General features: G+C 69.7%; 22 protein-coding genes, 2 tRNA genes and 1 pseudogene. 7 read left to right on the top strand and 18 right to left on the bottom strand.

From position 1 onward, the window contains the following. Positions 1 to 21 precede the first annotated feature (21 nt). A complete protein-coding gene (locus tag AMIS_RS06285; RefSeq protein ID WP_014441363.1) occupies positions 22 to 678 on the top strand; it encodes an aggregation-promoting factor C-terminal-like domain-containing protein in 657 nt (218 codons plus the stop codon). Here AMIS_RS06285 and AMIS_RS06280 read toward each other — a convergent pair. After that, complete coding sequence (locus tag AMIS_RS06280; protein WP_014441362.1) at positions 672 to 1,205, bottom strand: hypothetical protein; 534 nt, start codon at positions 1,203 to 1,205, stop codon at positions 672 to 674. The two genes, AMIS_RS06285 and AMIS_RS06280, sit on opposite strands and share 7 nt — an antisense overlap. An 85-nt stretch (positions 1,206 to 1,290) precedes the next feature. Here AMIS_RS06280 and AMIS_RS06275 point away from each other — a divergent pair, with 85 nt between their 5' ends. The 3 genes and pseudogenes from AMIS_RS06275 to AMIS_RS44930 all read left to right on the top strand — a co-directional run. Next, positions 1,291 to 1,920, top strand: a complete 630-nt coding sequence (locus AMIS_RS06275) for a hypothetical protein (RefSeq protein WP_051041846.1) — start codon at positions 1,291 to 1,293, stop codon at positions 1,918 to 1,920. A gap of 147 nt (positions 1,921 to 2,067) precedes the next feature. Continuing rightward, complete coding sequence (locus AMIS_RS06270; protein ID WP_014441360.1) at positions 2,068 to 2,925, top strand: aquaporin; 858 nt, start codon at positions 2,068 to 2,070, stop codon at positions 2,923 to 2,925. 7 nt (positions 2,926 to 2,932) lie between these two features. Continuing rightward, a pseudogene (locus tag AMIS_RS44930) lies at positions 2,933 to 3,295 on the top strand (hypothetical protein); the annotation flags it as partial. A gap of 37 nt (positions 3,296 to 3,332) precedes the next feature. Here AMIS_RS44930 and AMIS_RS43925 read toward each other — a convergent pair. Next, positions 3,333 to 4,283 carry a phosphotransferase gene (locus AMIS_RS43925; protein WP_231859245.1) on the bottom strand — a complete coding sequence of 317 codons (951 nt, stop codon included), beginning with the start codon at positions 4,281 to 4,283 and terminating at the stop codon, positions 3,333 to 3,335. A 58-nt stretch (positions 4,284 to 4,341) separates the two neighbouring features. On the opposite strand from AMIS_RS43925, the gene AMIS_RS06255 reads away from it, so the two are divergent. Further along, the gene (locus AMIS_RS06255) at positions 4,342 to 5,685 is read left to right on the top strand and encodes a hypothetical protein (protein WP_014441357.1); all 1,344 of its coding nucleotides are present in this window, start codon (positions 4,342 to 4,344) and stop codon (positions 5,683 to 5,685) included. 481 nt (positions 5,686 to 6,166) lie between these two features. Here the strand turns inward: AMIS_RS06255 and AMIS_RS06250 are convergent. From AMIS_RS06250 to AMIS_RS06240, 4 genes are all read right to left on the bottom strand, one after another. Beyond that, a tRNA-Ile gene (locus tag AMIS_RS06250) sits at positions 6,167 to 6,240 on the bottom strand. A 107-nt stretch (positions 6,241 to 6,347) separates the two neighbouring features. Then, the gene (locus AMIS_RS43270) at positions 6,348 to 6,518 is read right to left on the bottom strand and encodes a hypothetical protein (protein ID WP_014441356.1); all 171 of its coding nucleotides are present in this window, start codon (positions 6,516 to 6,518) and stop codon (positions 6,348 to 6,350) included. A 6-nt stretch (positions 6,519 to 6,524) separates the two neighbouring features. Next, positions 6,525 to 7,790 (bottom strand): NAD(P)/FAD-dependent oxidoreductase, encoded by a 1,266-nt coding sequence (locus AMIS_RS06245; RefSeq protein WP_014441355.1) that lies wholly within the window; start codon positions 7,788 to 7,790, stop codon positions 6,525 to 6,527. 217 nt (positions 7,791 to 8,007) lie between these two features. After that, a tRNA-Asn gene (locus tag AMIS_RS06240) sits at positions 8,008 to 8,083 on the bottom strand. Between the two features lie 197 nt (positions 8,084 to 8,280). Between AMIS_RS06240 and AMIS_RS06235 the strand changes: the two genes are divergently transcribed. Continuing rightward, positions 8,281 to 8,610: a hypothetical protein gene (locus tag AMIS_RS06235; protein ID WP_014441354.1), complete on the top strand. Its 330-nt coding sequence runs from the start codon at positions 8,281 to 8,283 to the stop codon at positions 8,608 to 8,610. Between the two features lie 69 nt (positions 8,611 to 8,679). On the opposite strand, the gene AMIS_RS06230 is transcribed toward AMIS_RS06235, so the two are convergent. The 7 genes from AMIS_RS06230 to AMIS_RS06200 form a co-directional block, all read right to left on the bottom strand. After that, entirely contained in the window at positions 8,680 to 9,684 is a 1,005-nt protein-coding gene (locus tag AMIS_RS06230) for a sugar phosphate isomerase/epimerase family protein (protein WP_014441353.1), read from the bottom strand. Positions 9,685 to 9,889: 205 nt separating this feature from the next. Then, positions 9,890 to 10,786 carry an apurinic/apyrimidinic endonuclease family protein gene (locus AMIS_RS06225; protein ID WP_014441352.1) on the bottom strand — a complete coding sequence of 299 codons (897 nt, stop codon included), beginning with the start codon at positions 10,784 to 10,786 and terminating at the stop codon, positions 9,890 to 9,892. Positions 10,787 to 11,277: 491 nt separating this feature from the next. Beyond that, a complete protein-coding gene (locus AMIS_RS06220; RefSeq protein ID WP_014441351.1) occupies positions 11,278 to 12,462 on the bottom strand; it encodes a Gfo/Idh/MocA family protein in 1,185 nt (394 codons plus the stop codon). A 20-nt stretch (positions 12,463 to 12,482) separates the two neighbouring features. Next, on the bottom strand, positions 12,483 to 13,520 hold the full coding sequence (locus tag AMIS_RS06215; protein WP_014441350.1) for a substrate-binding domain-containing protein: 1,038 nt from the start codon (positions 13,518 to 13,520) through the stop codon (positions 12,483 to 12,485). A gap of 18 nt (positions 13,521 to 13,538) precedes the next feature. Then, on the bottom strand, positions 13,539 to 14,558 hold the full coding sequence (locus tag AMIS_RS06210; RefSeq protein ID WP_014441349.1) for an ABC transporter permease: 1,020 nt from the start codon (positions 14,556 to 14,558) through the stop codon (positions 13,539 to 13,541). Then, on the bottom strand, positions 14,555 to 16,057 hold the full coding sequence (locus tag AMIS_RS06205) for a sugar ABC transporter ATP-binding protein (protein ID WP_014441348.1): 1,503 nt from the start codon (positions 16,055 to 16,057) through the stop codon (positions 14,555 to 14,557). Before AMIS_RS06205 ends, AMIS_RS06210 begins: the two co-directional genes overlap by 4 nt. 167 nt (positions 16,058 to 16,224) lie before the next feature. Further along, positions 16,225 to 17,415, bottom strand: coding sequence for an ROK family transcriptional regulator (locus AMIS_RS06200; RefSeq protein ID WP_014441347.1), 1,191 nt, complete (start codon positions 17,413 to 17,415; stop codon positions 16,225 to 16,227). A 307-nt stretch (positions 17,416 to 17,722) separates the two neighbouring features. On the opposite strand from AMIS_RS06200, the gene AMIS_RS06195 reads away from it, so the two are divergent. Beyond that, on the top strand, positions 17,723 to 18,829 hold the full coding sequence (locus tag AMIS_RS06195; protein WP_014441346.1) for a YihY/virulence factor BrkB family protein: 1,107 nt from the start codon (positions 17,723 to 17,725) through the stop codon (positions 18,827 to 18,829). Positions 18,830 to 18,948: 119 nt separating this feature from the next. Here the strand turns inward: AMIS_RS06195 and AMIS_RS06190 are convergent, their stop codons facing one another. The 5 genes from AMIS_RS06190 to dnaG are packed head-to-tail and all read right to left on the bottom strand — an operon-like array spanning position 18,949 to position 23,825. Continuing rightward, entirely contained in the window at positions 18,949 to 19,749 is an 801-nt protein-coding gene (locus AMIS_RS06190; RefSeq protein ID WP_014441345.1) for an ABC transporter permease, read from the bottom strand. Between the two features lies 1 nt (position 19,750). Next, positions 19,751 to 20,500: an ABC transporter permease gene (locus AMIS_RS06185; RefSeq protein WP_014441344.1), complete on the bottom strand. Its 750-nt coding sequence runs from the start codon at positions 20,498 to 20,500 to the stop codon at positions 19,751 to 19,753. Between the two features lies 1 nt (position 20,501). Next, on the bottom strand, positions 20,502 to 21,425 hold the full coding sequence (locus tag AMIS_RS06180) for an ABC transporter ATP-binding protein (protein WP_014441343.1): 924 nt from the start codon (positions 21,423 to 21,425) through the stop codon (positions 20,502 to 20,504). 10 nt (positions 21,426 to 21,435) lie between these two features. Further along, positions 21,436 to 21,966: a hypothetical protein gene (locus AMIS_RS06175; protein ID WP_014441342.1), complete on the bottom strand. Its 531-nt coding sequence runs from the start codon at positions 21,964 to 21,966 to the stop codon at positions 21,436 to 21,438. After that, positions 21,963 to 23,825 carry a DNA primase gene (dnaG, locus tag AMIS_RS06170; RefSeq protein WP_014441341.1) on the bottom strand — a complete coding sequence of 621 codons (1,863 nt, stop codon included), beginning with the start codon at positions 23,823 to 23,825 and terminating at the stop codon, positions 21,963 to 21,965. Before dnaG ends, AMIS_RS06175 begins: the two co-directional genes overlap by 4 nt. Positions 23,826 to 23,834 lie beyond the last annotated feature (9 nt).

The raw sequence follows: 23,834 nt of genomic DNA, 5'->3' as shown, positions 1-23,834 counted from the left end.
CAGCCTCGGAAGGGATGCCCGGTGACCCACGCCTGGAAGAAGGCCGGTGCCCGCACTGCCTCGGTAGCGGTCCTGCTCGCCGGCCTGGTCGGCGGTGTCTATCTAGGACAGCAGCACGAGACGCCGGCGCCGGTCGCGCTCACCCGGGCCGAGGTCAGCGACGTGCAGCTGCTCAAGGAACGGCAGAACCAGCACACCGCGGACCGCGCGATGCGGCACGAGGCGGAGGACGAGGCCGCCGAGAAGGCGGCCTCCGAGGCGAAACGGGCCGCCAAGCAGGCGCGCACCCTGGAGACCAAGAAGATCGAGAAGAAGAAGGCGGAGGCCGCCGGGCCGGTGCCCTTCGACGGGCCGATCCCGGGCTCCTGCAAGGAGTTCAACGGCAGCCGGGCGATCGGCTGCACGCTGATGCTCCAGGCCGGTTTCGGGATCGCCGAGTTCCCCTGCCTCAACCAGCTGTGGAACAAGGAGAGCGGCTGGAACTACAAGGCGGAGAACCGCAGCTCCGGCGCCTACGGCATTCCCCAGGCGCTGCCCGGCAGGAAGATGGCCTCGGCCGGCGCCGACTGGAAGAGCAACCCGGCGACCCAGATCACATGGGGCCTGGGGTACGTGAAGGGCCGCTATCAGTCACCGTGCGGCGCCTGGAACTACTTCCAGAACAACGGGCACTACTGATCAGCGAGGCACGTGCCGTCCGGGAGCGGGCCTCCGGCGTACACCCGGTCCGGTCCCTTGTTGAAGCGCTGGTGGCCGTAGACGCAGATGGTGCCGACGAGCGCGCCGAAGACCACACTGCCGGTGACCCCGGGATCGGCGGGACCTGACACGCGGACCACCGCGGCGGGGTCGATCGGGGCGAGTCGGTCGCGGATCTCGTCCGGTGTGGCCGGTCGCTCGCCCCACGCGGTCAGCTCCGCGCAGGAGCCCTCGCCGCCGTTGCAGCGGTCCAGGACCCGGCCGGAGAGCGCCTGCGCCACGGCGGTCTCTGCGGCCCGCGCCGGTTCCGCCTGGTCGGCGGGGAGCGGCGTGCGCCGGCCGAGGTCGGCCATGAAGCGATCGCAGTACCCGTCGTCCGCGCCCGGATCGGCCATACAGGCCGCGCCCCGAGCCGGTGGCGACGCCTCCCGGGCGCCGGGTCCGCAGCCGGCCAGGGCGACCGCGAGCAGGGCCGGCAGGGCCAGGAGCCGGCCGAGACTTTTCATGGACGTCAATCTAGAGCCCGGGGCGCCACCTCAGTCATCCCGCCGGGATGACGCGCCGACGGGCCTCCCCGGGATGGACTTGTCCATGCCCGCGAGCCGACACTCCCGGACGACCTGGTGGATCGCCGCCCTGTTCGCCGCCGGGTCGACCTGCTTCCTCGTCGCCCCCATCCCGGCCTTCGCACAGCTCGTCGGCCCGGGCGTGGACGGCCTGGTCTTCTTCGTGGGATCGCTCTTCTTCACCACGGCGGCCGGGCTGCAATGGTGGGACACGAAGCTGCTCAGCGCCGAGCCGCCCCGGCTCGACAGGTGGAGCAGCGGCGTGCAATTCGTCGGGACGCTGTTCTTCAACGCCACGACCTTCCGCGCCCTGCAGCTCGGCTTCGACTCCCCCGACTACGACCGCCTGGTGTGGCGGCCCGACGCGTTCGGCTCGATCTGCTTCCTGATCTCCGGATACCTGGCGTACGTCCAGGTCACCGGCCACCTGCTGAGCCTCCCGCGCCGGACCCTGGAGTCGGCGATCGCCACGGTGAACCTGCTCGGCTGCCTCGCGTTCGGGGCCTCGGCAGCGGCGTCGTACGTCATCCCCGCAGCCGGCGACGAGCTCAACGCGACGGTGGTGAACAGCTGCACGGCACTGGGGGCGCTGTGCTTCCTGATCGGCGCGCTGCTGCTCTTCCCGCAGAGAGCCCGCGAGCCCCGGCCGGTGTAGCCGCCGGCGCCCCGAGCAGGAATGTGCTCTTGAGCCCGGGCCGGCCCGGCCGGATGGCCCTGACCAGCGACCGGCCGCATTCCTAGGCTGCGAACGAGGACGACAGACGTCGGCTCGCCGCTGCCCGGCATAGTGGCTGGAGCAAGAATGAAACATCCGTCACTGACTCAGCGGCTCCTCGCCGAGTTCCTCGGCACGGCCCTCCTGCTCGTGGCCGTGGTGGGCACGAGCGCCATGGCGGCCGACCTGTCGCCGGGCGACGCGGGCGTCCGGCTGCTGCAGAACTCCTGCGCCGTCGCGCTCGCCCTGGTCGCCGCCATCCACACCTTCGGACCGGTCTCCCGGGCGCACTTCAACCCGGCCGTGTCCGCGGCCGACTGGATCCTCGGCCGCCGGACCGGGACCGGCCTCACCACGAAAGAACTGATCGGGTACGTCGGCGCGCAGGTCACCGGCGCGCTCGCGGGTACGGCTCTGGGTAACGCGATGTTCGACCGGCCCGTGACGGCCATCGCGGACACCACCCGGTCCGGCGGCCACATCCTGCTCAGCGAGGTCGTCGCCACCACCGGCCTGCTCGTCCTCATCGCCGCGCTCACACGAAGCGGTCGGGGCGCGTCCGGCCCCGGTGCGGTCGGCGCCTACATCGGCGCGGCCTGCTGGTTCACCTCGTCCACGTGCTTCGCCAACCCGGCCGTGACCATCGCGCGGATGTTCACCGGCACCGAGGCCGGCATCGCGCCCGCTTCCGTGCCGGGTTTCCTGCTGGCCCAGGCAGCGGGAGTGGCGCTGACGTGCGGGCTGGTTCCGCTCCTCTACCCGCGGGCCGATCGGGTGCCGGTCGAGCGCGGACAGGACGCCACGGTCAGCCGACCGAATCCGGCGGCCGGACCACCCGTACCGCGATCGGGAGCTCACCGGCTCCATGGCGGCACAGCACTGAACCCCCGCGTTCCCGCCCAGCGGAGTCTCCCGAGAGCGAACCGCCCATCGGCCGCCGCGTAAGCGCGTGATGCGCGGAATGACCTCACCTTTGATCAACATGCTTGCGGCCAACACGGTCCTACTGTGCGTGCTCGTCCTCGGCCTCGGGCATCTGCTCGGCGGTGTCCGGATCCGCGGCGTCTCGCTCGGTGTCGCCGCCGTCTTCTTCGTGGGCGTCGGTGTCGGCGCGCTGGTCACCTACCTGATCCTGGTCCGGGTCGACGCCCGGTCCGCGCTGTCCCTGGACCGCGGCACCCTCGACTTCCGCCGCATCACCGTCTCCGCTCCCGCGCTGGTGGGCATCGCCGTCGCGGATCTGGACCTGCCGCACCGGCTCGGCGCGCTCCTCACCCGGGTACGGCGTGGTGACCACGACCTGATCGCGACCCCCACCACCCGGCTGCTTCTCGGCGACCGGGTCCGGGTCGTCACCACCCGTGATCACATGCCTGATCTGCCTTGCGGCTCGCCGCCTTCGCCAACGTTTCATTCTCGTCCAGCAGCGCTGCCGCCACTCGCAGGAGCGCTTCGGCTACGTCCGGGTGGGCGGCGATCAGTGCGCCGGCCTCTAGCACGCACTCCACGCCCAGTAACGCTCCCGCCGGCCCTAGCCCTTCTCGCTCGGCCCAGCGCTCGTATGCCGCACGGGGGTCGACGCCAAAGCGGGCCAGCCGTGCCGCCCACCGTGCGGCGTCAAAGGCGGCCGGTCCGGCCAGGGCCGAGGCGTCGAAGATCACGAGCCGTCCGGCGGCGATCCCCAGGTTCGCTGCAGCCAGGTCGCCGTGCAGCGGCCGAGCCGGGCCATGCGCGTAGCTCCGCTCTGCCAACACGGCCCAGTGCCGCTGAACCGGCGCGTCGACGCGACGCAGCGCCCCGATCGCTTGCCGCCAGCGCGGCAGCATCACGTCGGGCAGTGACCGTAGGAACGGCGCCGCCTCGCTGGACTCGGCGTGCATGACATCACCCCAGCTTGCCAGCATGTCAGTCATAGCCGCGCACGCGCCGGACGAGCTGAGGTCGACCGGGGTGAGGTCCAGGTATTCCAACAGCAACCAACTGCCGCCAGCCGCCTCGCCATAACGCACGAGTGGGGTTGGTACTCCGCACGCACCCCACGCAGCGAGCAGCGGACCCTCACCGCGGGGCCGGTCACCGTACACCTTGAGGACCGCGCCGTGAGCGAATCCCGGCGCCGCCGCGAAGCGCAGCAGAAGCCGCGGCTTGCCATCCTGGACTACCGAACCGGCGAAGCCTGCCAGCCCAAGTGCCTCGATCAGGCCGTGCAGCACCAGGACCGCGCGCTCGAACGCGGGCCGGTCCATCTTCGGGACCCGCCGGCGCTGGGCCGCCACGGCCACGCCGAGAGCATCGCTGGACATCACTATGTAGCTTGACATTGCAGGCCCGGCCCACTCCAGTCGCCCAGCGGAGGACGGCATGACGGAGGAGAATCAGGCAGACGTTGAGCGGCGGGACCGGCGGCGAGACACCGCGCTGTTCGTGACGCTGGCCGCAACCCTGTCGGTTGGACCGCCGTTAGGCCTGGGATGGCTGGCGGGCACGCTCGACCCGTCGTGGCATTGGGGCGACTGGATGGCTCAGACCACCCAGGTAGTCACCGGCCTTATCTTCTTCGGCCTGGCAATGTTGGTCGGCCGCAGAGGCGAGCGGCGCGCGGAGGCGCTAGCCAACTCCGAACTGATCACCTCGATGGGGGCTCTGTCCATGAGCAGCGCACGCAGCTTCGCCGGCCACGACGCCCAGGCGCTGCGTATCGCCGCTGACGCCAGGGCAGCGCTGCAGCACTACTCCCGGGCCAGTCGTGCCGAGCAGAGCAAGCTCGTGGCGAAGATCACCGACTCGTACAGCGACCTCACCTTCGGCACGTTCGCACGCGCCCACGCCCTACCCCGTTCTGTCTGGACCGGCCTCAAGGACGGCGCAGCCGACCTCGTCGACGACGCCCGCACGCTCGCTGATGGTTACGGGGCCCGCGCCACCGTCCGCCGCACTGAGCTGCAGAGCATGATCCACCACATCACCTTCGCGGTGAGCGTCGGCCAGGCCATCATCCGCCAGAGCCAGCTGACCGGCACCCAATCCCGACAGCTAACCAAGATCGCCAGCAACGACACCAACACCCTGGATCGCCTGAACCGCCTGCGCATGCTGTACCGCCGCGAGCTGACCGTGATCGCCGACTGGAATGTCCTGCTGCGCGCCCACCAACACATAGTTTGCAGCGTTTACATACACGACCCGACGGCAACATCGGACTGGCTCACCCCGTGGTACCTGGAGTACAGCAACGATAGAGCCACCCTGACGCCCGTCAACGTGCGTAACGACAAGCTGGCCGAGCCAGCCCGCCACGACCGCATCGACTATTCACCCGGCATCCCCGTTTACCCGCAGCCCGTCATGCATGGTTCCATCCCGCAAGGCCTGCGTACCAAGGGCATCGAGAATCAGGTCCGCCTTCTGCGTAAGGCGGTCGTGCCGACGGTCTGCGTCCTGACCTACGAGCTGATCTGCGGCGACGGCCGCTCCCGCCGCCTGGTCCTGGACGGCAACCACCGGCTGGCAGCCGCCCACCACATCGCCAAGTCGGACCCCTCGTCCCCGACGAGGATCCTGGAGTTCCGCATCACCGAAAACGAAGTGATCGACACGGAGTGCCACCGAACCTTTCATGCCGACACGAGCAGTGACAAGGACAGCGACTGGGAGTGGAAAGGCTTCACCCCGGACGTAGGAACGATCCGTGCAGCCTTCTTCTAACCGCTGCGAGCACATCTACTACACACGGAGGGCTCGGGGTGGAGGACCGCGGCATGCTGGTCGCAGCCTCGCGCCCTGGGTCAGGGCCGCCCAGCACGACGGACGCGACCGGGAAGGGCCGGTTCCACCAGCCGCCCTTCCTCGTGCCGGTGACTACTGAGAACCGGCTTGTTCGCGGGTCTGGTCACGTTTGCTCGTGACGGTGTGCAGGTCTGCGCCGGATGGTTGCGACGCTCGTAACGTGAGCCGGCGCGGAGACGCGTACTGCCTAGGTTTGGACAAAACCGTTGGGCTTGGACAACGAGAGGGAGGTGTGATCGAGGTCATATCGCAACTTTGCGCTACAGGACGCCCAAGCCCTCTAGATGGGCCAGTTTTTGTCCACACGCTGCGCATTTCGGTAAGTATCGATCAACCAGACGACTCGCGCATGCGGCGTCCATCCACCTCGGAAGGTGAAAGAACGCCACGTTTTCGCAGGTGGGGCCGGCGGGACTCGAACCCGCGACCGAAGGATTATGAGTCCTCTGCTCTAACCCACTGAGCTACAGCCCCTTGGTCGGGACGTGGGATTATGAGTCCCCTGCTCTAACCCACTGAGCTACCGGCCCGTACCGGCGGCGATCCTATCCCGTGCCCTGCTCCCACAGCTAGGCGATCTATCACTGCACCAGGGAATTCGGCAGGAGAATGATCTGCCGGGACGGGTCGACCACCATGTCCGGCGGTTGCAGATCCTCGATGCGCGGCAGCCCCTCGTCTCCCACGCTCGGCTCTTCGGGCCCGTCCTGCGTGGTGAATTCAGCGTAATTCTCCGGATTGACGTCGCTCATGGACCGTCACACCCCCACGTGTGCGCCGAGCGCCGCCAGGACAGCCCCGGCGGCGCGCCACCCTCCGGCCAGCGCGCCTTGGATGGAGGGACTGTCGCGATGATCACCCGCTACGAACATGCCGTCGCCGAGGGCGACCGGTTTGCGGAGCCGGCTCTGCGGCACCCGGGCGGCCGGCAGCGCGTGCGGCAGGGTCACCACGTTGAGCAGTTCCCAGTCGTCGGTGGGCGCACCGTAGATCCGGGACAGTTCGACCCGGATCACCGCCTCCGAGGCGCTGGAGGGTGCGGAGACGCCGACGACGGAGGCCGCGATGAGGCTCATGCCGCCGGGCGCGTACTCGGGTGCGGCGTTGCTCATCACGATGGTGTTGGCGATGATCTCGCGGCGGTCGCCGTCGAGGAGCAGGATCGGCTCGTCGATGGGTGCGCGCGGCGCCCCGAAGTAGAACGTGGTCAGCCCGTGCATGTCGGGGCGCGGCACCCGGCCGCCGAGCAGTTCGGAGGCGGCGAGCGGGTCGGTGGCGACGATCATGGCGCGGCAGCGGATCTCGCCGCCGTCGGTGACGACGATGCCGGGGCCGATGGAGAGGGTGCGGGCACCGATCAGCAGCTGGGGGAAGGGCAGCGGGCCGGCGATCGCGGCGGGCAGGGCGGCCATCCCGGCGGCGGGCACGCCGAGGCGGCCGCGGGCGAACGAGCGCAGGGTCATCGCGGCGACGTGGCTGGAGGTCTCCAGGGACCGGTCGGCGAAGACGCCGGAGAAGAAGGGCCGCAGCACTTCCTCGATCATCCGGTGCGAGATGCCGGCTCTGCGCAGCATCTCCTGGGTGGTGGTCTCCGGCATGTCGAGGATCTTGCCGGCGGGCAGGGTGGCGCATCGGGTGGCGAGGGCGGCGAACTTGAGCCGGTCGGCAAGGCTGCCGACGCCGGAGAGCAGCGTTTTGGGTGTGGCGAGCGGTTCCCGCAGCGGGTTCTCCAGCCGGTGCAGGTCGGCGCCGCGGCGGACCAGCACACCGGAGGTGAAGTAGCGCATGTCGAGCGCGTCGATGTCGACCAGGGCGGGCAGCCGCGGGTACGCCGTGTTGATCACCTGGAAGCCGCGGTCCATGTGCCAGCCGTCGACCACGTCGGTGGCGACGCGTCCGCCGATCCGATCGGAGGCCTCGACGAGCAGCCATTCCACTCCGGCGCGGTCGAGCCGGCGGGCAGCCGACAGTCCGGCGAGCCCGCCGCCGATGATGACGACGTCCACCTCAACCGGCTGCGACATAACCACCTCACATGCTGCATTTCAACGCGGAACTCAGCCTAACCGGGCGCGCGCACCCGGGGAGGCGAAAGACGAGCAAGGAAAATTCAAGATCAAATTCGGCCCTGGGTACGGCCTGAGCCCCTCCTGTCAGATACCCGTCACCATGCGTGGCGACCACGGGCTATACAGAAGCGGACAACAGAAAACCCCAGGCCCTGAAGCCTGGGGTTGAGGATGGCTCCCCGAATTGGACTCGAACCAATAACCTGCCGGTTAACAGCCGGCTGCTCTGCCAATTGAGCTATCGGGGATCGCTCTGTTCCGTGCCGCCCGGTTTCCCTGGCGACGGAGAACAGACTACATGACCATCCGGGGTGTCCAGCAACGGGGATACCCCACCGGAGGGGGCCGAGATCCTCCGAATCCAAATGAGGGGGAGTATCGCCCCGACAGGATGGGTATGCACCCCACAGACGCACGCGCGTCATGAACGGAAGGAGCCGCCACCATGCGCGGAAAGCTGATGTTCCTCACCGGTCTCGCGGCGGGCTTCGTCCTGGGCAGCCGTGCCGGCCGGGAGAAGTACGAAGAGATCCGGGCAAACGCCCAGAAGATCTGGGAGAACCCCACGGTGCAGGAGGCGGCCGGCGTCGCGCAGGCGCAGGCCAACAAGCTGTACAGCGAGGGCAAGGACAAGATCCAGTCGTCCAAGCTCGGAGAGAAGCTCAACACCGGCACGTCCAGCAGCAGCACGGGCACCACCGACGAGCTGCTCGCACCCAGCGACTCGCTCGCCGGGTCGAAGGGCACCAGCACCGGCACCGGCACCACGTACTGACGCCGGTTTCAGCCGTTGGGCCGCCCCCGCACATCGCGGAGGCGGCCCTGCGCTGGTTCGCCAGCCGGATCAGCGGGAGGAGAACGCCGCGTCGAACGCCGCCGACGGGGCGTCGAACGCCAGCCGGCGCACGAACTGAAGGGCCTCCGGCGCCCCGACCAGCCGGTCCATCCCGGCGTCTTCCCACTCGACGGAGAGTGGCCCGTCGTACCCGATGCTGTTCAAGGCTCGGAAACAGTCCTCCCACGGCACGTCGCCGTGACCGGTGGAGACGAAGTCCCAGCCGCGCCGCAGGTCGGCCCAGGGCAGGTGGGAGCTGAGCCGCCCGCGCCGCCCGTCCCCGGTCCGCACCTTCGCGTCCTTGCAGTCCACGTGGTAGATCCGGTCACGGAACTCGAGGATGAACCCGACCGGGTCGAGGTCCTGCCAGACGAAGTGCGACGGATCCCAGTTCAGTCCGAACGCGGCCCGGTTGCCGATCGCTTCGAGGGTCCGCCGGGTGGTCCAGTAGTCGTACGCGATCTCGCTGGGGTGCACCTCGTGCGCGAACCGGACGCCGACCGAGTCGAACACGTCGAGGATCGGGTTCCAGCGGGCGGCGAAGTCCGCGTACCCCCGCTCGATCATCGACTCCGGCACCGGCGGGAACATCGCGACCGTGTGCCAGATCGACGAACCGGTGAAGCCGACCACGGTACGGACGCCGAATCGTGCCGCCGCCCGCGCGGTGTCCTTCATCCGATCCGCGGCCCGCTGCCGCACCCCTTCCGGATCGCCGTCGCCCCACACCGCGGCCGGCAGGATGTCCTGGTGCCGCTCGTCGATCGGGTGGTCGCAGACGGCCTGGCCGACCAGGTGATTGGAGATCGCCCAGCACTTCAGGTTGTGCTTGGCGAGCTGCTCGTGCTTGCGCTCGATGTATCCGTCCTCGGTGAGCGCCCGGTCCACCTCGAAGTGGTCACCCCAGCAGGCGATCTCCAACCCGTCGTAGCCCCACTCCGACGCGAGCCGGCAGACCTCCTCGAACGGCAGATCGGCCCACTGGCCGGTGAAGAGTGTGATGGGTCGTGCCATGGTCGTCCCTCCTCGTGGCTCGGCGAAACAATCCGGCGAGGGAGACCGGCTCACGCGAGGGCACACCACGGGAGGCGAGAAGTCGTGCCGGACGGGGTTGCGCCTCCCGGTCCGGCCTCGCTCTCTCCCGGCGATGCCCTCCCTGGACTCTACGACCGGACCCGGCGACGCGAAAGGCCGCGATCAATACCCGGTCGCCGCGTGATCAGGGCGCTGTGCAGGGCTGCTGCTCGGGGACCAGGCCGAGGGCGGTGAGCTCCGCCAGCACGTGCTGCAGGTCGGCCGCGCCGCCCGCCGTGTCGACGTCCACATACTCGGTGCGGGCCGTGTCGGCGGCCAGCAGATGACGCAGCACCGGCTGCCAGCCGGCCGTCGTGTCGGTGATCCGGGCGGTTATCACGGAGAGACCGGCGTCGGTCATCCGGTCGATGCCGGCCTCCGGGTCGGGCCAGTCGCGCACCACGGCCGGCAGGTCGAGACAGACTCCGAGCCGGTCCTTGTCGACCCGGGTGAGCGCCGCGACGGTCTGCTCCGGACCGTCCAGCACCCGGCCGGGCGCGGGCTGGAAGCCGCATCGCACCGCGCGGCCGACCCGCCAGGCCAGGTCGGCGAGGCCGGCGGAGAGCCGGGACAGGTGCCGGGCGCCGGCCTTCTGCCGGTTCTCGTCCCAGTCGTCGGCGCGACCGAGCCCGCAGGTGCCGATCGCGCCGCGGACCTCCTCGAACGGAAGCAGGTCGACGAGGATGCGGGCCAGGTCGAGGGTGTGCCGGACGCGGGCGATCTCGCTCCAGTCACCGAGCGGATCAGTGTTCTCGCCGCCGCCCTCGGCGTCGGGCGTCCCGCTCAACGTGACGACCTCGAGCCCCTTGGCGTCGAGCTCGGCACGCAGCCGGGTGCGGGCACGCCCGTCGTCCGCGAGGGCGGCGGCGAGACGGTACGGCAGCCGGAGCGCCACGCCGAGAAGGCCGGTCCCGAAGCGGGATCGCAACTCGGCGGCGGTCGCGTCGAGTGCTTCCAGAGCGGCGGACGGCGTCTCGGCGTGGTCTAGGCTGATGCCGTAGCTGAGGTGCACGATCCGGCCGGAGGGATGGCGCAGCCGCATCAATATCCTCCCCGGACGAGCTCTCCCGTGCAGGTGCACGTGCATCCGCTCGTGCTAACGCCTCCAGTATGGACCATCCGGGGACCTGTCTCCGATCGACCGCTGCCCCGCCGCCGGACTGTCATCGCCGCCTCCATCCGTGGAATGCATGTCCTCGGATACGAGCGTGCGTCGCATAGCGGATCATCGGCGCACCGGCCGTGCGACTAGCTGACCGGCCACAACATGATCGGAAAAGCACACGCACATCGATTGACAACAATGTGCGTGACGGGGGTGACCAGCGAGTAGCTTTCGCTGTCACACGGAGAACGGCGGGTTCCGACCCCCACCTTGTTCAGATGGTGAACAAATGGACATGCACTTGCCACACGCCGGTGCGGATGCACGGAGATCCGTGCATCCGCACCACCCGCCACGACCGGCCGGCGCGGGGCGCAACCACGCCGTCCCTCGCCGGCCGCGGCGGGACGATTCCTGATTCCTCAGCGTCAGGCGGGCTCCAGCACCGTCTCCACGTCGGTCCAGGCACCGGAGGCCGCGGACTGCTCCACGGCGTCGAGCACCAGCTGCACCTGCAGCGCGTCGGCGAACGACGGGGCCGGGTCACGACCGGCCGCGATGTCCTCGATCAGGTCCCGGACCTCGTGGGTGAACGAGTGCTCGTACCCGAGCCCGTGTCCCGGCGGCCACCAGGCCGCCACATACGGGTGATCTGGTTCGGTCACCAGGATGCGGGTGAACCCCTGTTCGGCACCCGGCCCGGTGGCGTCGTAGAACTCCAGCTCGTTCATCCGCTCGAAGTCGAAAGCGAGCGAGCCGAGCGCACCGTTGAGCTCGACCCGCAACGCGTTCTTGCGGCCGGTCGCGAACCGGGTCGCCTCGTACGTGGCGACCGCTCCCCCGTCCAGCCGGGCCAGGAAGAGGGCGGCGTCGTCGACCGTCACGTCCCCGAGCACGGTCCCGTTGGCGGAGGCGGCCAGCCCGGCCGACTCCGAGGGCAGCGGCCGGGACCGGACGAACGTCTCGGTCAGCGCCGACACCGTGGTGATCGACTGGCCGGTGACGAACTGGGTCAGGTCGACGATGTGCGCGCCGATGTCACCCAGTGCCCCGGACCCGGCGATCTCCTTGCGCAGGCGCCAGACCAGTGGGAACTCCGGGTCGACGATCCAATCCTGGAGATAGGTGGCACGGACGTGCCGGATCGCTCCGATCCGTCCCCGCGCCACCAGATCCCGCATCAACGCGACGGCCGGCACCCGCCGATAGTTGAAGCCGCACATCGCCCGTACCCCATGGGATTGGGCCTGGGCCGCGGCCGCGGCCATCTCCCGCGCCTCGGCCACCGAATTGGCCAAGGGTTTCTCGCAGAGGACGTGTTTGCCCGCGGCGAGCGCGGCAAGCGCGATCTCGGCGTGGGTGTCACCCGGCGTGCAGATGTCGATCAGGTCGATCTCGTCGCTCTCCACCAGCGACCGCCAGTCGGTGGTGTGCCCGGCCCAGCCCAGCCGCGTGGCGGCGTGCGCCACCTGGTCGGCTGAGCGGCCGCACACCACCGACATCCGGGCCTGCAACGGCAGGTCGAAAGCGTGGTTGACGGTGCGCCAGGCCTGCGAGTGCGCGGCCCCCATGAACGCGTAACCGACCATGCCGACTCGCAGGTCCGGATACATGTCGCCCCCTTGTTCCGTGATCAGAATCCCAGCTTGGCGTACTGCGCGGCGTTCTCCTTGGTGATCGTCTCGGAAGCGAGCGTGATCTCCTTGGGCACCTGCAGCTCCACCAGGTCGGCCATGCCCTTGCCCTGGGCGATCAGCCGGGCCAGCGAGATGGCCGAGGAGGCCATCGACGGGCTGTAGGTGACCGTCGCCTTGAGCACCGAGTCGTCCGCCGCGATGTGATCGATCGCGGACTTGGCCCCGGCGCCGCCGACCATGAAGAACTCGTTGCGGTTCGCCTGCTGGATCGCCGCGAGCACGCCGACGCCCTGGTCGTCGTCGTGGTTCCAGACCGCGTCCATCCGGGGCAGCGCCTGGAGCAGATCGGTCGCGGCCTTCTGGCCGCCGTCGATCGTGAAGTCGGCGGGCCGGCGGTTGGCGACCTTGAAGCCGTAGACGGCGAGCGCGTCGTTGAAGCCCTTCGTCCGCTCCTGGGTGAGCTCGAGGGAGTCGATGCCGGGTATCTCCCCGATGATCGGGTTGCTGACGCCCTTGGTCTTGAGCTGCTCGCCGATGTACGCCCCGGCGGCCAGCCCCATCCCGTAGTTGTCACCCTTGATCTGCAGCCGGTAGGCGTCCTGGGACGGGAACGCACGGTCCAGGTTGACCACCGGGATGCCGGCCCGCATGGCCTCCTCGGCCGCCGCGTTCAGCTCCTTGCCGTCGTGCGGCAGCATCACGATGATCGTCGGCTTCTCGGCGATCATCGTGGAGATGGCCGCCCGCTGGGCCGCCGCGTCCGAGCCGGCCTCGGTGACCTTGAGCTCGACGTCTTCGTACTGCTGGGCCTGGGCCTTGGCGTTGTTGGTGATCGCGGCGATCCAGCCGTGGTCGGCGGCCGGGGCGGTGAAGCCGATGACCACCTTCTCGCCGGGAGCGGCGTTCTCGTTGCCGCTGTTCGTGTTGACCTGGGCGTTGTTGGAAGTGTCGTTGCTGGTGCAGGCGGTCAGCAGGGCGCCGGCGCCGACGGCAGCGCCGCCGAACAGAACGCGCCTACGGGACAATGAGGACATTATTGCTCCCGTCTTTTCTCATTTTTTGAACATCTGCGTGAGCGCGGAGAATCGGAACTGCTGGACCAAGACGGCGGCCACGATGATGGCGCCCTTGACCATGTTCTGGACCTCGGTGGGGAGGTTGTTGATCGCGAACAGGTTCGTGATCGTGGAGAAGACCAGCACTCCGAAGAGAGCGCCGATGATGGTGCCCCGGCCGCCGCTGAGCAGCGTGCCGCCGATGATGGCCGCGGCGATCGCGTCCAGTTCGTACAGGTTCGCCATCGCGGCCTGCGCGCTCGTCGCCTGCGACGTCAGCATGATCGCGGCGATGCCGCAGCAGAGACCGGAGAGCACGTAGAGCAGCAGGGTCTGCCGCTTCACGTTGATGCCGGCCAGCCGGGCCGCCTCGGGATTGCCGCCGACCGCGACCGTGCGGCGGCCGAACGTCGTGCGGTTCAGCAGCACCCAGCCGGCCGCCACCACGACACCCAGGATGATCACGAGCAGCGGGATGCCGAGGATCTTGGTGGTGGCGATGCTGTTGATCACCGAGCTCTCGGAGATCTGCGTCTGCTTGCCGGAGATCTGCGCGGCGAGGCCGCGCGCCGCCACCAGCATGGCGAGTGTGGCGATGAAGGGAACCAATTTCCCGTACGCGATGAGCACGCCGTTGACCAGCCCGACGCCCACTCCGACCGCGAGAGCCGTGAAGATCATGCCGCCGGCGCCGAAGCTCTGAGTCGCGACGGTCGTGCTCCAGACCGCCGCGAGCGCGATGATCGCCCCGACCGACAGGTCGATGCCGCCCCCGATGATCACGAAGGTCATCCCGACCGTCACCACGCCGATCGCGGACGCCTGCTGCAGGATCGTCAGGACGTTGTTCCGCACCCAGGCCGGGTCGCTGTACAGCTCCGGCCTCGTGATGATCCCGATGATCACCAGGATCACCAGGACGCCGAGCAGGCCGAGGTTGCGTATCGTGCCCTCGTCGAGACGGCGGCGCTCACGGCCGGCACGCTTCTCGACATGTGCGGTCTCCGTGGTGGTCATGCCGGCTCACCTTCCAGAAGCGACCCCGCCATCACGAGGTTGAGAACGGTGTCTTCGTCGATCTCGCCGGCCGGCGCCTCGTGGATCAGCCGGCCCTCCCGCATCACCAGCACCCGGTCGGCGAGACCGAGCACCTCCGGCACCTCGCTGGAGACCAGCAGCACACCCACGCCGTTCGCCGCGAGGTCCCGGATCACCTGGTAGAGCTCGGCCCGGGCGCCCACGTCCACGCCCCGGGTCGGCTCGTCGAGCAGCAGCAGCCGGGTGCCGCCGAGCAGCCAGCGGCCCACCACGACCTTCTGCTGGTTGCCGCCGGAGAGCGTCCGAACCGGCCGGACCACGTCCCGCGGGCGCAACTCCAGCTGATCCGCGGTCCGCTCGGCCGCCGCTCGCTCGCCACCCGCGTCGGTGAAACCCACCTTCGCGAACCGGGCGAACGAGGCGAGCGTCATGTTCTTGAAGACCGGCTCGTCCAGCAGCAGCGCCTGGCTCTTGCGCTCCTCCGGCGCCATACCCATGCCGGCCCGGACCGCGGCGCCCACCCCGCGCACCGGCGCGCCGTCGACGGTCACCGTGCCGGACTCCGCCCGGCGGGCGCCGTAGATCGTCTCCAGCAGCTCGGAGCGGCCGGAGCCGACGAGCCCGGCGATCCCCACGATCTCGCCGGGCCGGACCGTGAGGCTCGCCTCGGCGAACTCACCGGACCGGGTCAGGTTGTCGACGACCAGCAGCGGGGTCTCCCCCGGCGTGCCGGTGACGGGCGGGAAGACGTACTCGATGGATCGTCCCGTCATCCGCCCGACCAGCTCCCGGGTCGGCGTGGTGCGCGCCGGCAGGTTCGCCGCGGTGGTCCGGCCGTCCTTCAGTACCGTCACCCGGTCGCCGATCTCCCGGATCTCGTCGAGCCGGTGCGAGATGTAGATGACCGCGATCCCCTGCGACGTCAGCTCCCGGATGATCCGGAACAGGTTGTCCACCTCGTCGTGGGCGAGCACCGCGCTCGGCTCGTCCATCACGATCAGGCGGGCGTCGTGCGACAGCGCCCGCGCCATGCTGACCACCTGCTTGGCCGCCGCCGGCAGGGTCCGCACCATCCGTCGCGGCGTGATCTCGGCATGACCGAGACGAGCCAGGATCTCCTTCGTCTTGTACGCCGAGACCCGTCGCCTGGTGAACCCGAGCCGGCTCGGCTCGTGCCCGAGGAAGGCGTTCTCCGCCACCGACAGGTCGTCGACGAGGTCCAGCTCCTGATAGATCGTGGCGATCCCGGCCCGCATGGCGGCCTGCGGCGTCGCCGGCGCGAACGGCTCCCCCTGCCAGGTGATCTCCCCGGCGTCGGCGTGGTGGACGCCGGCCAGGACCTTGATCAGGGTGGATTTACCGGCGCCATTCTGGCCGAGCAGGCAGTGCACCTCGCCGGCCCGGACCTCCAGCTGCACGCCGTCGAGGGCCCGCACCCCGGGGAACACCTTGACCACATCGGCAAGCCGCAGAACCACGGGCCGCTCGGGCTCATCCCCCGCCCGGGCCGCCGGATCCCCCGCCGCCCCTGGCACAGCCGTCACGTCCCCCGCCGCCGCGACCTCGCCCGCCCTCGCTGCGCCGCCGGCCGCCTCTTCGGACATTCCCGATTTTTCGCCTGTCGGGCGGAATTCCTCTGGGTTCGTCATGATGCCTGCTCGAAGACGGCGTCGCTGGCCAGCACGGCGGCGCCGGTGACACCGGCTCGGCTGCCCAGCTCGGAGAGGACCACGGGAAGGTTGCCTGTCGCCAGCGGCAGCGACCGGCGGTAGACCACGCTGCGGATCTCGGCGAGCAGCACATGGCCGAGGTTCGCCAACCCACCCCCGATGACGATCATCGACGGATTGGCGAACGAGACGAGCGTCGCCAGCACGCTGCCGACCCGGCGCCCCCCGTCGCGGATCAACCGGATGCAGGTGATGTCCCCCTCGGCGGCGCCGTCGGCGACGTCCCGGGCGGTCAGCGTCGTCGTCGTGGACGAGCCGAGACGGGCGGCGAGCGCCGGGGACTCGCCGGAGCGCGCCGCCGCCATCGCGTCGCGGGCCAGCGCGGCGCCGCCGAACAGCGCCTCCAGGCAGCCGGTGTTGCCGCACGAGCAGGCCGGACCGTGCGCCTCGACCTGGATGTGCCCGATGTCGCCGGCGCAGCCGTCCACCCCGCGGAAGACGCCACCGGCCAGGTGGATGCCACAGCCGACACCCGTACCGATCTTGACGAACAGGAAGTCGTCGACGGAGTGCGCGACCCCGCCGTGCCGCTCACCGATCGCCATGATGTTCACGTCGTTGTCGACCACTGCGGGGCAGCCGTACTCCCTGGTCAGCAGCTCGCGCACCGGATAGCGGTCCCAACCCGGCATGATCGGCGGGGAGACCGGCACCCCGTCCCGGAAGCTCACCGGGCCCGGCACGCCGATGCCCACCCCGTTCAGCCGGTCGTAGACGCCGTCGATCCGCGCCTTCGCCAGCAGGTCGTTGACCCGCTGCAGGGTGGCGCGGGGGCCGGAGCGGATGTCGGCCGGTTCCCGGTACGCCGCGATCGGCTCCAGCCGCCCGTTCGTCAGCTCCACGTCGATCGAGGTGGCGCCCAGGTCGACCGCGGCGAAACGGAGCCGGGGGTCCAGCTCGACGAGCGTGGACCGGCGTCCGCCCCGGGACGCCGCCATCCCGGCCTCGACGATCAGCTCGGCGGCGACCAGGCGCTCGACCTCGGCGAGCAGGCGCGGACGGCTCAGCTCCAGGCGGTCGCCGAGCTCGGCGCGGGACACCGGGCCCTGGTCGCGGAGCAGGCGCAGGAGCCGGACGTGGGGAGCCGCGGGCAGGAACACGTACACCTCCGGAAAGGGGCGTTCGTTAACGCCGTGTTACGCGGGTCACACTAAGGCGGTTCCGCCACATCGAGCCATACCTTTTTCTTGATCAACAGAAACTTTTGCAAATCCTGGCGAAAGTCGGGCTTCGTGATCGACAAGTGACAATGACCGGGGTGACGCGTCATTGGCACGACGCGCCCGGATCCTCCGGGTTAGGGGCGGCTAGGACGGGGAACTGTGCGAACAAGGCCGTCTTCGCACGTCGCAGCGGGGTGAGCGACCGACGGAACGACCACGCGCAGCCCGTTACGCCCGGAGGAGGTCCTCGATGAAACTTCGCCCCAACCATGACGAGCAGTCCACCGACCGCCACGCTGACGACGCGCGCTTGCAGGGCGCCGCCGACTACGACACAGCGGCCGCCGCCACCACGAGGACCGCCGAGGACCGTACCCCCGATCTCTCCGCACCCGGACCGGACGCGGGCCCGGACGGGCCCACCAAGCTCCGCCCGAAAGGGATGTTCGCCGCGGTGAAGCGGACGTTCAAGCAGTTCTCCGAGGACAACGTCTCGGACTGGGCAGCGGCGCTCACGTACTACGGGGTTCTGTCGATCTTCCCCGGCCTGCTGGTGATCGTCTCGCTGCTCGGCCTGCTCGGCTCGGACGGTCAGAAGGCGGTGACCGACGCGGTCGACGAGCTCGCGCCCAACCAGCAGCTCCGGGACCTGGTGGACACCGTCCTCGGCCAGGTGCAGGGCACCGGCAAGGCCGGGCTCGCCGCGATCATCGGTATCGTCGTCGCCTTCTGGTCGGCGTCCGGCTACATCGCGGCGTTCATGCGCGCCTCGAACGCGATCTACGACGTGCCCGAGGGCCGGCCGATCTGGAAGACCCTGCCGATCCGGGTCGGCGTGACCGCCCTGGTCGGCGTCATGCTGATCGCCTCCGCCGCGATCGTCATCTTCACCGGCGACCTGGCCCAGGTGGTCGGCGACAAGATCGGCCTCGGCGAAGTCGCCGTCACCACCTGGAACATCGCCAAGTGGCCGGTTCTGATCGCGCTGGTCAGCCTGATGTTCGCGGTCCTGTACTGGGCGTCGCCGAACGCCAAGACCGGCGGTTTCCGGTGGGTCAGCCCGGGCGGCATCTTCGCGGTGCTCCTCTGGGTGGTCGCCTCCGCCGCGTTCGCCATCTACCTGGCGAACTTCGCGAACTACAACGCCACGTACGGCACCCTCGGCGGCGTCATCGCCTTCCTGGTCTGGCTCTGGATCTCCAACATCGCGATCCTGCTGGGCGCCGAGCTCGACGCCGAGTTGGAGCGCGGGCGGGCGATCGCGGCGGGCCACTCCCCGGACGATGAGCCGTTCCTCCAGCTCCGCGACGACCGGAAGCTGAAGAAGGGCAGTGAGCAAGGCTTGAGCCAGGGCTGACACCACCTCTCACGCAGTCACGGCGCCGCCGGCTCAGCCGGCGGCGCCGTCGCTCGTTCAGGCCGTGCCACGTCGCGCCGTGCCGCGTCGCGTCGTGCCGCGTCGTGCTGCGGCTGCGGCTACTTGCAGAGGAGCTTGCTCATCCGGCGGCCCGCGATCATCAAACACACCGCCGTCAGCGCCACCAGATAGAGCACGTCCACCACCTGCACCCACCCCACCGTTCCCGTGGTCACGCCGCGGACCAGGTCCACCGCTCGGTACAGCGGCGACACCTCCACCATCCAGCGCACCACCTCCGGGTACGCCGTGGCGGGCACGAACGTCCCGGAGAAGAGGAAGAGCGCGAACTGGGCCGAACCGATCAGGTCGAAGTCCTGCCAGCTGCGGATCAGGGTGGCCGTGGCCATGCCGGCCGCGCCGAAGGCGAAGCCGGTCAGCACGGTGGCGGGGAAGGCGGCGAGGGCCTGGAGCGGCGTGGTCAGGTCCATCGCGACCATGATGACGAGGAACACGGCGGAGTAGATGTTGCCGCGGATCATCGCCCACGCCAGCTCACCGAACGCGATCTCGATGGGCCTGATCGGCGTGGCGAGCATCCCGTCGTACAGCCGCATGAATTTCATCTTGCCGAAGAAGTTGAACGTGGTCTCGGAGAGCGCCCCGCTCATCGCCGACGACGCGAGCATGGCCGGCGCCACGAACACGGCGTAGCCCACCACCTCGCCGCCGGGCAGGGTGATGTCGCCGATCAGCCGGCCCACCCCGATGCCGATCGAGAAGAGGTAGAGCACCGGTTCGAGGAAGCCACCGAGCATGACCAGCCAGTACGCCGAGCCGAGCGCCGCCACGTTGCGGGCCGCCACCGAGCTGGACCGCCGGCCCGCCGCCCGGACCGAGGCGAGTTTCAGAGTCAGCACGTCACACCACCAGCCGGCGGCCGAAGCGGCGCAGCGCGAGGAACCAGCCGACCGCGCACCAGAGCAGCAGGTAGAGCACCTGCCCGAGGTCAGCCCAGCCGACGCCGAGGCCGAGCGTGGCCGTCCGGCTCAGGTCGACGCCGTGCGAGAGGGGCAGCGCCCACGCCACCGCGCGCAGCACCGGGTGCAGCGAGTCGAGCGGAAAGAACACCCCGGAGAAGAGCGACATCGGCAGCACCGCGAACCGCACCAGGATCGCCAGGTAGCTGTCGCTGCTGACCGAGGCGCTGTACGCGGTGACCGGCGCGGCCACGGCCAGCCCGGTGAGCACCGAGATCGGCAGCACGGCGAGCGCCCACACCGAGTGCAGTGTGCCGAAAAGCGCCGCGATCAGCACGAACGCGGTGACGCTCAGCAGCACCCGGAACATCATGAAGGCCAGGTGACCGCCGAGGATGTCGGCGACCCGCAGCGGCGCGGCGGCCTGCGCGAAATAGACCTTGAGCCACTCGAAGTAGCTCAGCACCGGCCAGGTGGACTCGCCGATCGCGGCCTGCATCGCGGTGGAGGCGATCAGACCGGGGACCATCCAGTCCAGGTACGGCACGCCGGCGATGCCGCCCTGCACGTAACCCCCGACGCCCAGACCGAAACCGACCATGGTGAGCAGAGGCAGCAGCAGGGTGGAGAGCGCGCTGGAGCGCCAGGTGCGCCGGTAGTTGACCAGGTGGTACTCGAAGACGTGGGTCATCTCAGTCCACCAGGGTCCGGCCGGTGAGGTGCAGGAACACGTCCTCCAGGCTGCTGCGCCGGACCAGGGCGCTGGCCGGGCTCAGGGAGCGCCGGTGCACCTCGGCGAGGGCGTCGTCGCCGTCGGACACGTAGAGCAGGACGCGGTCCGGCAGCACCTCGATCCGGTCGGCGATGCCGGCCAGCTTGCCGGCATAGGTCCCCTGGTCCTCGGCCGGGAAGCGGAGCTCGACCACCTCACGTGTCGAGTACTGCTCGATCAGGGCGCGCGGCGAGCCCTCGGCCACGATCCGGCCGCCGTCCATCACCACGAGCCGGTCGCAGAGCTGCTCGGCCTCGTCCATGTAATGGGTGGTCAGCACGAGCGTCACGCCCTGCTGCTTGAGCCGGAACAGCCGCTCCCAGACCAGGTGCCGGGCCTGCGGGTCGAGACCCGTGGTGGGCTCGTCGAGCAGCACCAGGTCGGGCTCGTTGACGAGCGCCCGGGCGATGGTGAGCCGCCGTTTCATCCCGCCGGAGAGCGGCTCGACCTTGCTGTCGGCCCGCTCGCTGAGCTGGACGAACTCGAGCAGCTCGTCGGCACGGGCGCGGGCCACCCTGCGCGGGATGCCGAAGAACCGGGCGTAGGTGGTCAGGTTCTCCCGGACGGTGAGCTCGATGTCCAGGTTGTCCAGCTGGGGGCAGACGCCGAGCCGGGCGCGGATGGCCGGGCCGTCGCGCCGCGGGTCCATCCCGAGTATTCGCAGCTCGCCCTCGGTCGGTGGGGAGACACAGCCGATCATGCGCATGGTCGAACTCTTGCCCGCGCCGTTCGGCCCGAGGAAGCCGAAGGCCTCCCCCGCCTGCACGTCGACGTCGATGCCGTCGACCGCCGTGAACGACTCGAACCGCTTGATCAGACCGCGCGCGTGAATGAGGGAAGACACACCCTGGACCCTAGAGCGGGGGTGCGACAGTTTCCCGGGCCGCGCCGACCAGCTCATCGGTCGCCGTGATCACCTCGTCGTGCTCGACCGGCGTACCCACGTCGTACCGCACCGCCCAGGAGAGCCCGTCGCGCCCGCTGATCCGGCGCCCGACCACCCGGACCGCGCCCTCCGGCAGCGGGTGATGCGTCGTGTACGCCACCGACCGGGTCACCCGGGCCCGCACCTGATCGGGCACCTCACCCGGCTCCAGCAGCAGGAACGTGACGGCAGGACCGTCCGCGAGGACGGTGTAGCCCTCCCGCACCGACTCCACGACCGCCGGGATGATCCGCAGCTCGCGCCCCGACCAGGCCACCTTGTGGATCTCGTGCCAGCCGAGCCGCTGCGCCGCACCGGGCAGCCAGATCCCGTGATTGGTCGCCACCAGCACACCGGAGTCCGCCGGCGAAACCGGGCACCAGGCCACCACCCGCTCGGCCGGATCGAGCGGCGGCCGCGCATCGGCAGGCAACCGGGGACGTCGTCGGAAGAGCTTCACAATCCACCTGCCGCCTGATCACGCAGGGCACGCGCCTGCTGTTCCAGCGAGAAGAGCTCCCCGGCGAGCGCGAGGTACTGATCCTTGTTCGCCACCGGGTTGAGCCGTTGCACCTTGGACTTGAGATCCCGGATCCGGGTGGCCAGCGCGGCGCCCTGCAGCCGGGCCAGGGTCACCTGGACATAACGCGGGTCGACCGGGCCGTCGACGTAGAGCGGCTCGACCGCGAGCTCGCTCACCAGCATCTGGCCGCCCATGTCGGCGCAGCAGTCCCGGACCTTCTCGATCCAGACCGCGCCGCCGGTGGCCGCCTGCGCGCCGCCGGCCTCACTGACCGCCTCGCGGACCGACGCCAGAACCGGGTCGGCGTAGTTCTCCGCGCCGAGCGCGTCGAACATCGGCCCGGCCAGCACCGGCTCCTGCAGAGCGATCTTCAGCGCCTCACGCTCGACCATCCGCTGCGGCGAGTCGGCGGGCGAGGCGGCACGCTGCGGCTGCGGGTCGGCGGAGGCGGAACGTGCGGCGTTGGCGACGGCGCGCTGCACCGGCTCCAGGTCCATTCCGAGATCGCCGGCGAGCTTCCGGGCGTACTCCGGTCGTTTCTCCCTGTCTTTGATCTTGGCGACCAGAGGGGCGGCGCGGCGCATGGCCTCGACCCGGCCCTCGACCGAGTCGAGATCGTATTTGGCGAGGGTCTGCCGGAGCGCGAAGTCCACCAGCGGTTCCCGGCCGGCGATCATGTCGCGGACCGCGAGGTCGCCCTTGGCCAGGCGCAGCTCGCACGGGTCCATGTTGTCGGGAGAGACCGCGATGAAGGTACGCCCGACGAAGCGCTGATCCTCCTCGAACGCCCGCAACGCCGCTTTCTGACCCGCCGCGTCCCCGTCGAAGGTGTAGATGATCTCGCCGGTGAAGCTGTCGCTGTCCATCAGCAGGCGTCGCAGCACCTGGATGTGGTCCAGGCCGAACGCGGTGCCGCAGGTCGCCACGGCGGTCGGCTCGCCGGCCTCGTGGCAGGCCATCACGTCGGTGTAACCCTCCACGATCACCGCCCGGCCACGCTTGGCGATCTCTCGTTTCGCGTGGTCGATGCCGTAGAGGACGTGCGACTTCTTGTAGATCGGCGTCTCCGGCGTGTTCAGGTATTTCGGGCCGTCGTCATCGTCGAACAGCTTGCGCGCGCCGAAACCGATCACGTCGCCGGAGAGGTCCTTGATCGGCCAGAGCAGCCGGCGGCGGAACCTGTCGATCAGCGACCCGGAGCGGGCCGGCTTGGCGAGGCCGGCCGCGGTCAGCTCCTCGGCGGTGTACCCCTTGAGCCGCAGGTGCTTGCTGAGCGCGTCCCAGCTGTCCGGCGCGAAACCGCACCCGTATTTCTCGGCGGCGTCCCGCCCGAAACCGCGCTGCGCGAGGAACTCGCGGGCCTTGCGGGCGCCCGGCGAGCCCAGCTGGTCACGGTAGAACGCGGTGGCGTCCGCGTGCGCCGCGAGCAGGCGCTGCCGCTGCCCGGTCTGCGGCCGGGGCGTGCTGACGCCGGGACCGTCCGTGTCGTACCGCAGCTGGATGCCGGCCTTGGACGCGAGCCGCTCCACCGACTCGATGAACGAGAGGTGCTCCGCGTCCATCAGGAACTTGATCGCGTCGCCACCCTGGCCACAACCGTGGCAAAAATAGACATTCCGGGCGGGAGAGACGTTGAACGACGGCGTCTTCTCGTCATGGAAGGGACACAGGCCCTTCAGATTGCCGCCTCCGGCCGACCGCAACGTCACCGTCTCGCTGATCACGTCGACGATCGAGCTGCGGTCCCGGACCAGCGCGATGTCTTCGTCCTTGACCCTGCCCGCCACGGCATACATCCTGCCTCG

Origin of the sequence: Actinoplanes missouriensis 431 (assembly GCF_000284295.1) — a bacterium.
Taxonomy (GTDB): Bacteria; Actinomycetota; Actinomycetes; order Mycobacteriales; family Micromonosporaceae; genus Actinoplanes; species Actinoplanes missouriensis.
This window is presented reverse-complemented; position numbering and strand designations above follow the sequence as displayed.